This window comes from Allobosea sp. P5_A5 (genome assembly GCF_056400625.1).
Map to the genome: position 1 here is coordinate 270,222 of NZ_JBFUKY010000002.1, position 12,264 is coordinate 282,485.

The 12,264-nt window shown below is 66.4% G+C and carries 12 protein-coding genes and 1 pseudogene; 5 read left to right on the forward strand and 8 right to left on the reverse strand.

Annotation, left to right across the window (positions count from 1 at the left end):
• Positions 1 to 27 precede the first annotated feature (27 nt).
• From AC1DR6_RS04885 to AC1DR6_RS04905, 5 genes and pseudogenes are all read left to right on the forward strand, one after another.
• Complete coding sequence (locus tag AC1DR6_RS04885) at positions 28 to 1,674, forward strand: methyl-accepting chemotaxis protein (protein ID WP_476828064.1); 1,647 nt, start codon at positions 28 to 30, stop codon at positions 1,672 to 1,674.
• Positions 1,675 to 1,753: 79 nt separating this feature from the next.
• The gene (locus AC1DR6_RS04890) at positions 1,754 to 2,845 is read left to right on the forward strand and encodes an ATP-dependent DNA helicase (protein WP_476828065.1); all 1,092 of its coding nucleotides are present in this window, start codon (positions 1,754 to 1,756) and stop codon (positions 2,843 to 2,845) included.
• 104 nt (positions 2,846 to 2,949) lie between these two features.
• Positions 2,950 to 3,672, forward strand: a pseudogene (locus AC1DR6_RS04895) (DUF1800 family protein); the annotation flags it as partial.
• Positions 3,673 to 3,767: 95 nt separating this feature from the next.
• Positions 3,768 to 4,460 carry a DUF1800 family protein gene (locus AC1DR6_RS04900; protein ID WP_476828066.1) on the forward strand — a complete coding sequence of 231 codons (693 nt, stop codon included), beginning with the start codon at positions 3,768 to 3,770 and terminating at the stop codon, positions 4,458 to 4,460.
• Between the two features lie 5 nt (positions 4,461 to 4,465).
• Positions 4,466 to 5,719, forward strand: coding sequence for a DUF1501 domain-containing protein (locus AC1DR6_RS04905; RefSeq protein ID WP_476828067.1), 1,254 nt, complete (start codon positions 4,466 to 4,468; stop codon positions 5,717 to 5,719).
• Between the two features lie 161 nt (positions 5,720 to 5,880).
• On the opposite strand, the gene leuD is transcribed toward AC1DR6_RS04905, so the two are convergent.
• The 8 genes from leuD to AC1DR6_RS04945 form a co-directional block, all read right to left on the reverse strand.
• Positions 5,881 to 6,483: a 3-isopropylmalate dehydratase small subunit gene (leuD, locus tag AC1DR6_RS04910; RefSeq protein ID WP_476828068.1), complete on the reverse strand. Its 603-nt coding sequence runs from the start codon at positions 6,481 to 6,483 to the stop codon at positions 5,881 to 5,883.
• A 31-nt stretch (positions 6,484 to 6,514) separates the two neighbouring features.
• Positions 6,515 to 6,949, reverse strand: a complete 435-nt coding sequence (locus tag AC1DR6_RS04915) for a metallopeptidase family protein (protein ID WP_476828069.1) — start codon at positions 6,947 to 6,949, stop codon at positions 6,515 to 6,517.
• Between the two features lie 5 nt (positions 6,950 to 6,954).
• Complete coding sequence (locus AC1DR6_RS04920; protein WP_476828070.1) at positions 6,955 to 7,200, reverse strand: hypothetical protein; 246 nt, start codon at positions 7,198 to 7,200, stop codon at positions 6,955 to 6,957.
• A 33-nt stretch (positions 7,201 to 7,233) separates the two neighbouring features.
• Complete coding sequence (gene leuC, locus AC1DR6_RS04925) at positions 7,234 to 8,652, reverse strand: 3-isopropylmalate dehydratase large subunit (RefSeq protein WP_476828071.1); 1,419 nt, start codon at positions 8,650 to 8,652, stop codon at positions 7,234 to 7,236.
• A gap of 104 nt (positions 8,653 to 8,756) precedes the next feature.
• Positions 8,757 to 8,915 carry a hypothetical protein gene (locus AC1DR6_RS04930; RefSeq protein ID WP_476828072.1) on the reverse strand — a complete coding sequence of 53 codons (159 nt, stop codon included), beginning with the start codon at positions 8,913 to 8,915 and terminating at the stop codon, positions 8,757 to 8,759.
• 149 nt (positions 8,916 to 9,064) lie between these two features.
• Positions 9,065 to 10,120 carry an HlyD family secretion protein gene (locus AC1DR6_RS04935; protein WP_476828073.1) on the reverse strand — a complete coding sequence of 352 codons (1,056 nt, stop codon included), beginning with the start codon at positions 10,118 to 10,120 and terminating at the stop codon, positions 9,065 to 9,067.
• Between the two features lie 12 nt (positions 10,121 to 10,132).
• Positions 10,133 to 11,701, reverse strand: a complete 1,569-nt coding sequence (locus AC1DR6_RS04940) for an efflux MFS transporter permease (RefSeq protein WP_476828438.1) — start codon at positions 11,699 to 11,701, stop codon at positions 10,133 to 10,135.
• A gap of 68 nt (positions 11,702 to 11,769) precedes the next feature.
• Complete coding sequence (locus AC1DR6_RS04945) at positions 11,770 to 12,219, reverse strand: MarR family winged helix-turn-helix transcriptional regulator (RefSeq protein ID WP_476828074.1); 450 nt, start codon at positions 12,217 to 12,219, stop codon at positions 11,770 to 11,772.
• Positions 12,220 to 12,264: the final 45 nt, after the last annotated feature.

A 12,264-nucleotide genomic window follows, 5' to 3' on the forward strand; every position in this document is an offset into this window, starting at 1 on the left:
CGGCGACTTGGACTGACGGCGAAGATCATGATGCTCTTCGCCTTATTGAGTCTGGCTGCCGCGGCCGGGCTTCTGAGCGTGCTGCGCGGCCTTGACGACGTGCGCAGCATCGATCGTCAGGCGTTTTCCAGCATCGCGCTCGCAAGCTCCGCGTCGCTGCTGGCCAGCCGCGTCGCCAATGCCTCGCTGCTCGGGCGCCTCGATGCCGATGCGCCTGTCGTTGAGATCGAGGCGACGCTGGAAAAGCTCGATGCGGCGGCCGAGCTGGTCGATTCCGCGCGGGCGCATTTCATCAACGCCTTGCCGGCCGACCTTCGCCAGGCCAACCCGACGCTGGATGCCCGGCTCCGCACCTTCATTTCGTTCCAGCAGGATATCGTCGGGATCGGCCGACGGGTTTCCGCAAAGGCGGCACTCCTCGAAGCCAGCGCCGAAGAGGCCCGACAGAACGCCACGCAGATCATCGCCGCGACTTCCGCCATCCGCGATACCCTTGCGCAGAGCGCGGCCGGGGCGACCGCGCTCGCGAGCATCCGTGCCGAGGATGTCAGACATCGCACGATTACGATCGCGCTGCTTCTGCCGCTGGCCGGGGGGCTGGTGGCGCTGTTCGTGCTGCGGCGGCATCTGACCCGGCCCCTGCGCGATCTGATGAGCGCGATCCGCGAAGCGACCTCGTCGCAGGAGGTAATTGCGGTGCCGCATTGCGGCCGTTCCGATGAAATCGGTCAATTGGCCCGGATCGTCAGGCAGCTCAGCGAGGTTCGTGCCACGCTGATGACGCACGAGACCGAGGTGGGGCTGGCGCGCGACCATCAGCAGGCCCGCAGCCGCGAACTCGCGCGGATCGCGGATGAATTCGAGTCGAGGCTCGGCCTGCTGCTCGCCGAGATCGGCCAGGCCAGCGAAGTGCTGCGGGCCGCGCTGCAGGATTCGGCGGTGCGGGTCACCCAGGTTTCGAAAAGCTCGGATATCGCGGCGGCCTCCGTCACGGGGGCCGGCGACGACGCCAATCGGACCACCGAGGCGGCATTGCAGATGGAGCTGATCGTCGGCCAGATCGGAACCGAGGTCGGCCGGGTCTCGGCAATGGCCAGCGCGGCGACGCAGCAGGCCAGCGGAACCCACCAGCTCGTCACGCGGCTCACTGAAAAGGCCACGCAGATCCGCGATGTGATCGGGATCATCGAGGAGGTGGCACGCCAGACCAATCTTCTCGCGCTGAACGCTGCGATCGAGGCCGCGCGCGCCGGCGCGCATGGCCGTGGCTTCGCGGTCGTCGCCGCCGAGGTCAAGGCGCTCGCCGGCCAGACGAGCGAGGCCGCCTCGGTGATCGTGCGTCGCATCGCGCAGGTCGACGACGCCTTGTCCAACGCGACAACCGCCATCGCCACGATCGGCGCCAGCATTGGCGATGTCGAACAGGCCGCGACCGAGATCACGGTGATGGTCGGCTCCAATGCGACGCTGCTCGGCTCGCTCAGTGATACCGTCTCGCGCATTTCCGAGGTGACGGGAACGGCTGCGCTCGCGATGGCCGAGATCGCCGAAGCCAATCTGCAATCGGTCGGGCAGGCCGATATGGGCGCGCTCAGCGCGCGCGAGCTGGTCCAACGTATCGCAGCGCTGCAGATGGAAGCAGGCGCTTTCGTTGCGAGGTTGCGCGCGGCCTGACTGGCCTGCCCGGCGCGGGACTTGCCATCGTCGAGCGACTCTGCCCCATCTGCGCGATGTCCTTTCTCAGATTGTCCCGATGAGCTGGTCGCTCCAGCAGGATGCCGCCTTGTCGGCGGTCGCGCGCTGGCTTCAGGCTGGCGAACCCCAGGTCTTCCGCCTGTTCGGCTATGCCGGCACCGGCAAGACGACGCTGGCGCGCCATATTGCCGAGGCGGTCGACGGCGATGTCGTCTTTGCGGCCTATACCGGCAAGGCCGCGCTCGTCCTGCGCAACAAGGGCGCGGGCGAGGCGCAGACCATCCATTCGCTGATCTATCGCTCGCGCGGGGTCGACGAAGAGAGCCCGACCTTCGTCCTCAACCGCGAGAGCAACGCCGCGAAGGCCAAGCTGATCGTCATCGACGAGTGCTCGATGGTGGATGAGGAGCTTGGGCGCGACCTGCTGTCCTTCGGCACGCCGGTGCTGGTGCTGGGCGACCCGGCGCAGCTGCCGCCGGTCAAGGGCGGCGGCTTCTTTACCGAGCAAGAGCCCGATGTGATGCTGACCGAGGTGCATCGCCAGGCGGCGGACAACCCGATCGTGCGGATGTCGATGGTCGTGCGTGAGGGCGGGCGGCTCGACCTCGGCGAATACGGCCCGAGCCGGGTGATACGACGCGGCGACATCAATCCCGAGATCGTCATGACGGCCGATCAGGTGCTCGTCGGCATGAACAAGACGCGGCGCAACTACAATGCCCGCATCCGCCAGCTGATGGGCCGCACCGAGACCAACCCGGTCGCCGGGGAGAAGCTGGTCTGCCTGCGAAACGACAAGAGCAAGGGCCTGCTCAATGGCGGCTCCTGGATCGTCCAGGAAATCAAGACCTCGAAGAAGGGGCTGGTGACCATGCGCGTGAAGCCGGAAGAGGAGAGCGGCGGCAAGGTCGTGAAGGTTTCGGTGATGCCGAACTTCTTCGACGGCACCGAGGAAGAGATCCCGTGGGAGCTGCGCAAGCACACTGACGAATTCACGTTCGGCTACGCGCTGACAGTGCATAAGGCGCAGGGCTCGCAGTGGAACGACATCGTGCTCTTCGACGAGAGCTTTGCCTTCCGCGAGCACCGGGCGCGCTGGCTCTATACGGGGCTGACGCGGGCGGCCGAGACGATTACGGTGGTGGTCTAGCGCTTAGGCCTTTGCGCGACCTTACGTAATTGTCATGAAAGGCTTCGGGATTTCGCCATAGTTCGCGTGGAATTTGTCTGGCGCTCGCAGCGGAGACCTTGCCGATGGCTGAACCCGGTGACCTGACGGCGAATGGCATTGCCCTCCAGCGCTTCGGCCTTGGGCCGCGTGCCGGGCAGGGGGAAGCCGCCTTCCGCGGCCTGCGCGATCGGTTGCTTGCGGAAATCGGAGCCGGGCCGGCCGCGCAGCCGCAGGGTGTGCCTTATTCCGGCGCCGCCGAAATCGGCAAGGCGCTGTACGCCTTCGAAGATCAGGAAAAGGTCGAGCGCGAGGCGAAACGCGGGGCGACGGCGGTCGCCTCCGCCAGTCCGGCACAGGTTGGAGTGGCACCCGGGCCCGTCCCATCACCCGCCGCCCAGGCTGCCGCGCCCACCATGGGGGCCTCGAATGGAGCGGGGCCGACCGACAAGCCTCCCCTTGCAAAGCCGGCCCCTGCAGAGCCGCCTTTGCGCTATCGGACCTATCGCGACGAGGTGAAGGCACGGGTCGATCTGGCGCTCGCAGCCGAGACCGGGTTTGGCGAACGGCTCGTGATGTTCTGGTCGAACCATTTCTGTATCGGCGCGACCAAAAGCAATATCGGCCGGATCATGGCCGGCGCCTATGAGCGCGAGGCGATCCGTCCGCATGTGTTCGGGCGCTTCGAGGACCTGCTGATCGCGGCCGAGAGCCATCCGGCAATGCTCGATTTTCTCGACAACCGCCAGTCGATCGGGCCGAATTCGGCGGTCGGGCGACGTCAGCGAAAAGGCCTGAACGAGAACCTTGCCCGCGAGATCATGGAATTGCACACGCTCGGCGTCTCCGGCGGGTATTCTCAGGCGGATGCACCAATCTCGCCCGCATCATCACCGGGTGGACCGTGGTCGGGCGCGAGGGCGTGCTCGGCTTTCCCGGTTCGTTCGCCTTCAATGCCGGGCTGCATGAGCCCGGCACGACGCCGCTTCTCGGCCGCTCCTACGATCAACCGGGCCGGGCGCAGGGCGTCGCGGCGTTGGCCGATCTCGCCCGTCATCCCGCGACGGCGCATTTCATCGCGACGAAGCTCGTGCGCCATTTCGTCTCCGATGATCCGCCACAGAGGCTGGTCGGCCTGCTGGAAACCACCTTCCGAAGCAGCGGCGGCGATCTGCCGGCGATCTATCGCGCTCTGCTCGGGTCCGACGAAGCCTGGAAAGCCCCGGCGACCAAAGTGCGCTCGCCGCAGGAATTCCTGCTCGCCTCCTATCGCGGGCTCGGCCGCCAGCCAGATTTCGGACAGGTCAACGGCCCCCTCAGTGCGATGGCACAGCCTTTCTGGCAGCCGGGCGGGCCGAACGGCTATGCCGACAGCAATGCCGCCTGGGCCTCCGCCGAAGGTCTGAAGACGCGGATCGACGTCGCTGCCGGATGGGGGCGGCAAGCTGCCAATGCGGTTGCCGATCCTCGGCGGCTCGCCGAAGACACGCTTGGGCCGATCCTGTCGCCGGAGACCCGACAGGCGGTTGCACGCGCGGAAAGCAAGCCGCAGGCGATCGCGCTTTTGCTGATGTCGCCCGAATTCCAGAGGAGGTGATGCCGATGGACCTTCATGACGACGATGACGACTGCGAACGGATGACGCCCTCGCGGCGTGCCGTGCTCGGTGCCGCCGGCGCGCTCTTCGCCTGGTCCTTCGTGCCGAAATTCGCCTATGCGGCAGCGGGCGCGCGCGATCCCCGGTTTGTGGTGGTCGTGCTTCGCGGCGCGCTCGACGGGCTTTCCGCCGTGCCGCCGATCGGCGATCCCGGCTATGCCGGCCTGCGGGAGGGTATTGCGCTGGCGAAGGACGGGCCTGAGGCGGCGCTGCCGCTCGATGGCTTCTTCTACCTTCATCCGGCGATGCCGAACCTGGCGCGTCTCTACAAATCGGGACAGGCGGCAATCGTCCATGCCGCCTCCACCGGCTATCGCGACCGCTCGCATTTCGACGGGCAGGACGTGCTGGAAAGCGGCCAGCCGGGCCCGGGACATACGGCGACGGGCTGGCTCAACCGCCTGCTCGGCAGCCTGCCGGCCGGCGAAGGCATCACGCGCAAGGGCGTGCTCGGTGTCGGCGTCGTGCCGCCGCTGGTGGTGCGGGGCGATGCGCCCGTGCTGGGCTGGGCGCCGCCGCGCATGGCGCGGGCCGGGGCCGACCTCACCATGCGGCTCGCCGATCTCTACGGCCAGCGTGACCCGGGTCTCGCGGCGGCTCTGCAGCAGGCGATCGAAACGGAAGGGCTGGCGCAGCGCCGCGGCATGGACGGCAAGCCCGGCGGCGGCGGAGGCCCCGACAGCGCCGACGGGATGCGCCGCATCGCCGAAGGGGCGGCCGGACTCGTCGGTGCCGATGACGGGCCGCGCATTGCCGCGCTCGCCTTCGAGGGTTGGGACACCCACGCGAACGAGGGCGGTGCCAAGGGCCGACTGGCCACCCTGCTCGGCGGGCTCGACGGCGCCTTTGCGACCTTCGAGCAGGGTCTTTCGCCGGTCTGGAAGGATACGGTCGTGATGGTGGTGACGGAGTTCGGACGCACGGCGGCCGTCAATGGCACGACCGGCACCGACCACGGCACCGGAACGGTCGCCTTCCTGGTCGGCGGGGCGGTCAAGGGCGGGCGTATGATCGCCGACTGGCCGGGGTTGAAGCCCGAACAGCTCTATCAGAACCGCGACCTCAAGCCGACGACCGATATCCGCGCGGTCGCCAAAGGCGTGGTCGCGGATCTGTTCGGGCTGTCGGGGCCGGTGCTGGCCGAAAAGGTGTTCCCCGGCACGGTCGATCTCAAGCCGATGCAGGGGCTCGTAGTTTAGCTATTCATATCGTCATTGCGAGCGCAGCGAAGCAATCCAGGGCACGTCGAGCTCTACGGCCCCTGGATTGCTTCGCTGCGCTCGCAATGACGGCAAACATGGCGCGACCGTCAACCCGACCCTTTCCCGCGTAGGGGAGAGGGTTTAGTCGCACATTAAGATCAAGCCCATTCGCGCTGCTTGAGCTTCTCTTCGAAGGCCTCGATCTTCGTTTCCTTCTTCATCGTCAGGCCGATATCGTCGAGGCCGTTCAGCAGGCAGTGCTTGCGGAAGGGGTCGAGCTCGAAGGTGATCTCGCCGCCATCGGGGCCTTTGATCGTCTGGTTTTCGAGATCGATCGTCAGCGTCGCGTTGGAGCCGCGCTCCGCGTCGTCGAACAGGGCGTCGAGCTGCTCCGGCGTGACCTTGATCGGCAGGATGCCGTTCTTGAAACAGTTATTGTAGAAGATGTCGGCGAAGCTGGTGGAGATTACGCAGCGGATGCCGAAGTCGAGCAGCGCCCAGGGCGCATGCTCGCGCGAGGAGCCGCAACCGAAATTGTCGCCTGCGACCAGAATCTGGGCCTTGCGATAGGCGGGCTGGTTCAACACGAAATCCGGGTTCTCCGAGCCATCCTCCTTGTAGCGCATCTCCGAGAACAGCGCCGAGCCGAGGCCGGTGCGCTTGATGGTCTTGAGGTACTGCTTGGGGATGATCATGTCGGTGTCGACATTGACCACCTTCAGCGGGGCGGGGGTGGAGGTCAGGGTGGTGAAGGGCTGCATGGTCTCAGATGTCCTTGCTTTAAGGCCGGGGTCAGCCGGCCGCCTGTTCGATGGCTTCCATGTCTTCGTCGGAGAAGCCGAAATGGTGGCCGATCTCGTGGACCAGGACGTGGGTGACGACGGAGCCCAGGCTCTCGTCATGCTCCGCCCAATAGTCGAGGATCGGCCGGCGATAGAGGTGGATCACGTTCGGCATCTGGCCGGTTTGCGGCCCGAAACCCTGTTGCGGCAGGCCGACGCCGGAGAAGAGGCCGAGGATGTCGAAGGGGCTTTCGGCCTCCAGCTCCTTCAGCACATCGTCCTCCGGAAATTCGGTGACGTTGAAGATCACGTCGGCGCAGAGCGCGCGGAATTCGTCCGGCAGGCGGTCGAAGGCGGCTTGCGCCAGAACCTCGAACGCATCGAGCGACGGCGCCTTGGCGCCGTCCCAGTCGATCTCCGTGTTGCCGCTCACCGACGCGTCCATCGTCCTCACCAGAACTTCAGCTGATGGCCGAGCCACCAGGCGAGCACGATCACGCCCATCAGCGACAGGGTGCGGCCGATCCGCCGCCCCCACAGCTCGATGCGATCGCCTTGCGGTGCATCCGCTCCTGCAAAATGATCCGCTGCCCGGCCCATCGAGGTGCCGAGCAGGGTTTCGCTGTCGCGGTTGACCCGGTTCAGGGCTGCCTTGGCCTCGGCGGCGCGGGCGGCTTCGCGGGGATCGTTCGACATGGCTTACTCCCCGCTTGCTTCCCGCTTGTCCATTCAGCCCAGCGTGCGCACGTCGATGAAGCGGCCAGTCAGGGCCGCCGCCGCCGCCATTGCCGGCGAGACGAGATGCGTGCGGCCCTTGAATCCCTGACGGCCCTCGAAATTGCGGTTCGAGGTCGAGGCCGCGCGCTGGCCCGGCTTGAGCTGGTCGGGGTTCATGCCGAGACACATCGAACAGCCGGGCTCGCGCCATTCGAAGCCGGCGGCGAGGAAGATCTTGTCGAGGCCTTCCGCTTCGGCCTGCTCCTTCACCAACCCGGAGCCGGGAACGATCATGCCGTAATCGAGGCTTGCATGGATCGTCTTGCCCTCGACGATCCTGGCGACCACGCGCAGATCCTCGATGCGGCCGTTGGTGCAGGAGCCGATCCAGATCACGTCGAGCGGGATCTCTGTCATCTTCGTGCCGGCAGTCAGGCCCATATAGTCGAGAGCTCGCTTCTTCGAGGCGCGCTTGACCTCGTCGGCGATCTGCTCGGGATCGGGCACGGCGCCGGTGACCGAGATGACGTCCTCCGGGCTCGTGCCCCATGAGACGATCGGCGGCAGATTGGCGGCGTCGAGCGTGACGATACGGTCGAAATGCGCGCCCTCGTCGGTGCGGAGCGTCTCCCAATAGCGCACGGCCGCGTCCCAGGCAGCGCCCTGCGGAGCCTTGGGACGACCCTTGAGATAAGCGAAGGATTTCTCGTCGGGAGCGACCATGCCGGCGCGGGCGCCGCCCTCGATCGACATGTTGCAGACCGTCATGCGGCCTTCCATCGAGAGCCCGCGAATGGCTTCGCCGGCATATTCGATCACCGAGCCGGTGCCGCCGGCCGTGCCGATCTCGCCGATGATCGCTAGCGTGATGTCCTTGGCGCCGACGCCGGGCGCGGGCGTGCCGTCCACACGGACCAGCATGTTCATCGCTTTTTTCTGGATTAGCGTCTGGGTCGCCAGCACATGCTCGACCTCCGAGGTGCCGATACCGTGGGCGAGCGCGCCGAAGGCCCCATGCGTCGAGGTGTGCGAGTCGCCACAGACGATGGTCGTGCCGGGCAGCGTGAAGCCCTGCTCGGGACCGACGATGTGGACGATGCCCTGGCGCTTGTCGAGTTCGTGGAAATACTCGACGCCGAAGTCGCGCGCGTTCCTGGCCAGCGCCTCGACCTGGATGCGGCTTTCCTCTTCCGCGATGCCTTTTGAGCGGTCGGTCGTCGGGATGTTGTGGTCGACGACGGCCAGCGTCTTCTCCGGCGAGCGGACCTTGCGGCCGGTCATGCGCAGCCCCTCGAAGGCCTGCGGGCTCGTCACCTCATGGACGAGGTGGCGGTCGATATAGAGCAGGCAGGTGCCGTCTTCCTGTCGGTCGACGACGTGGTCGTCGAAGATCTTGTCGTAGAGGGTGCGGGGTGCGGAGGTCGCAGTCATGGCTTCGTCTCGGTCTGAAAAATCTGAGCTGGAAAGCAAGAAAGCCGGCAGGGCCGGCTCGACATCACGGATCGCCTGTCGCCGGCCGCGCGAAGCGGCCGGTCTCAGGCGCCGGTAAGGCCTGCGAGCGAGGCCGTGAAGCGGCCGAAGAAGCGCCAGGGCAGGCGGGCATGGTCATGTAGCGCGGCAAAGTCCTGCGTCGTCGGCAGAGGAGGCAGATGGCCTTCTCCCTGCACGGCGCAGAAGCGCTGGAACTGATGCACGCATGGCGTCATGAGCTAGCGTGTAGCAGTTCCAAGGAAGCGCGACAATCGGCGTTCGGCGCAGGGCCGACGCAGCGTATTTGTAGCGCGTAGCCTGATCCTTCGAGACGCCGCGTACTGCTGCTCCTCAGGATGAGGGCTCGGGACCGTCACATGCCCTTAGCAGGCGGCTGAGCGGTATCGACGCTGACAACCACCGACATGCCGGGAGCCAGCCGTTCCGCAATGGCTTGGGCGGGGTCGACCGCGATGCGGACCGGCACGCGCTGCGCGATCTTGACGAAGTTGCCGGTGGCGTTGTCTGGCCGGATGACGCTGAATTCAGAGCCTGCCGCGGGCGAGAAACGCTCGATCGTGCCGGTCAGCCTCACGCGCCGCAAAGCATCGACGGTGAAGGAGACCTTCTGGCCGACCTGCATGTCGGCGAGCTGGGTTTCCTTGAAATTCGCGATCACCCAGACCTGCTCCGGCACCAGCGCCATCAGCTGCGTTCCGGCGGCGACATACTGGCCGATATGGGCGGAAACCTCGCCGAGCGAGCCATCCTGCGGCGCGAGGATGCGCGTATTGCCGAGGTCGATCTCGGCTAGATGCAACGCTGCCTCCGAGCCTTCGACGGCCGCGATCAGCGACTGGCGGTTGACGATGGCGGTCTGGATATCCTGCCGCGCGACTTCGGCGGCCGCGCTCGTCGCAGCGAGCGAGGCGCGGGCCTGGTCGAGCGCCTGCTGGCTCTGGTCGGCGCTCGACTGGGTGACCACCTCGCGCTCGCGCAAGGGCGAGATACGGCCCCAGTTCGCTTCCGCCGTGCGCAGGCCGGCCTCCGAGCTGGCGACGTTGGCCACGGCGGCGCGCAGGCGGGCCTCGGCGGAAGCGCGCGACTGGTCTGAATTGGCCAGTGCGGCGCGCTGCGCGGACAACCCGGCGCGTGCCTGCTCGAGCTTCTGGGCATAGATGCGGTCATCGATCTGAAGCAGGAGGTCGCCCTTCTTCACAATCGCGAAGTCCTGCACCGGCACCTGCGCCACATAACCCGGCAGTTGCGGCGCGATCACCGTCACCTGGCCGCGAACATAGGCGTTCTCGGTCATTTCGACCGCGCTAGCGAAGGGCGGCAGCCGCCAGGCGTAGAGGATCACGGCGACGCCGATCAGGCCGATCGCAAGGGCGACATAGGTGGAAAGCGAGCGAAAAATCCGGATCATGATCTGTAAAGCTCAGGCGGCGATCGACGCCGGTACGGGGCGCGGCGTCCGCAGCCGCAGGACGAGAACCTGGATGAGCACGCCAGCGAGAGCGAGCCCGGCGATGCCCGATATCAGCAGGAAGGCATCGTTATAGGCCAGCACGGTCGCTTCCCGCGTCGCCTGCTGTGCCAGCAGCGTGACGCCTTCGGCCCGGGTCAGGGTGACATCGGTCAGCACCTTGCCATAGGCGCCGCCGAGCTGCGTCACGCGCTGGGCGACGAGCGGATCGGCCAGCGAGAAATGCTCGGCCAGGACGTTGTAGTGGAAGCTCGTCCGCAGCGTGATGAAGGTGCCGAAGATCGCCGAGCCGAGCAGCCCGCCGATGCTCTGCGTGAACAGGAAGACCGTGATGAAGCTCAGGATGTAAAGCGGCCCGCGTGCGATCGCGCCGCGCATCCCTTGAGCCATCGCCGCCGGCAGAAACAATCCGGAGCCATAGGCGACCAGCGATTGGCTGAGCCAGATGTCTTGGGGGCGCGTCAGACTGGTCGCGCTGCTGTCGAGAAAGGCGCCAAGGCAGACGCAGGCCAGCGCTGCCGCATAGAACCCATTTTCCCGGCCGGGCCGCAGCAGGGCCGCGCAACTCAGGCCGCCGGCGACGATGGCGGCGAGGATCACCGCATAGAGCGGCAGGGTCTGCTCGTTCTGCAGCCCGAGCGCCTGAAAGAAATTCGAGGCGCCGACGGTCTGCTCTGCGAGCACGACGCGCAGCAAAAGCAAGGCTCCGGCAAAGTAGAGCGTGGTGGGGCTCGTCAGCCAGCGGATGTCGATGAGGGGGCTCGGGCGATGCAGCTCGATGATCGCCGCCAGCATCAGGCACAGGATTGCGACCGCGAACAGCCAGCCAAGCCAAGGCGCCTCGAACCACCAATAGATGCGGCCGAGGCTGAGGGCGACCGCGATCGCCCCGAAGCCGATGGCGATCAGCAGATAGCTGACGATATCGAGCGGGCCGATCCATTTGATCCGTGGCGGGGTGACCAGGGGCAGGGCGTAGACGAAGCCGAAGGCGATGAGCGCCAGCCCCAGCTCAAAGAGGGTCAGCCCGTGGAAGCCGCCGGTTTCCAGCAGCCAAGGCGAGACCAGCCGCGTGACGGGAATGCCCAGCGTGGTGTTCGTCAGCGCCAGCGAGAGCCCGACGGTCAACTTCTGCGACGGCTGCAGGGGCTCGATCATGTAGAAGAACGCAAGCGAGGACATCGGCGCCGCCGCGATGCCGCTCATGAAGCGCACGGCCACGGCCGAGGGCAAATCATGCACGAGGACGAGGTTGAACAGCGCCACCAGGACGAAGCCGGCAATGCTCAGCTCGGCGAAGTTGCGCAGGCCGTATTGCATCCGGATCTTGATCAGCGCGATGGAGAGCGAGACGTTCGGCGCCATGTAGGCGGCGACGAGCCAATTCGTCTCGGCGATGGTGGCGCCGAGCTCGCCCTGGATCTGGTAGACATTGGTGTTGACGATGTTGGCGCCGATCTGCTGCGTCATGGCCAGCGCGACAGAGGCGAGCATATAGGCCGCCGCGCGGGAGGCCGGCATGGTCAGCCATTCGCGCGTGATGGCCGCTTTGGCTGGTGGAGCGACGGGGCGATCGGCGTCCGACAGGCTCATGACATCGCCCGTCGGCCGGCGGCGATGTTGCGGGAGGTCTGGCGAAGCACCGCGAGCGCGGATTGAAGCGCCTCGTCTGGGATGTCCTGCAGGACCAGCGCACGGATCTCGACGAGCAGCGCGAGAACGTCCTGCGCCTGGGCGCGAGAGATCTCCGTCAGGAAAATGCGGCGGGCGCGGCGATCTCCCTCGGCGGCGCGGCGCTCGATCATGCCGCTGCGTTCCAGCCCATCGAGCAGCCTGACCAGCGTCGGTTGCTCGATTTCGAGCGTCTCGGCCAGCTCGGACTGGATGGGACCATCCTCGCGAGCGAGTTCGACGAGGAGGCGGGCACGGGCAAGCGTCAGCCCCATGTCCCGAGCGCGCTCGTCGAACAGGGCCCTGAGCTTGCGGTTAACGGCCACAAGCTCACCCGTGAACGCTGCCTGGAGAAGTGTCCGATCCATGAGATTTTCGATAGCTTGCTAATGATTGTCTTACTTAGATAATTT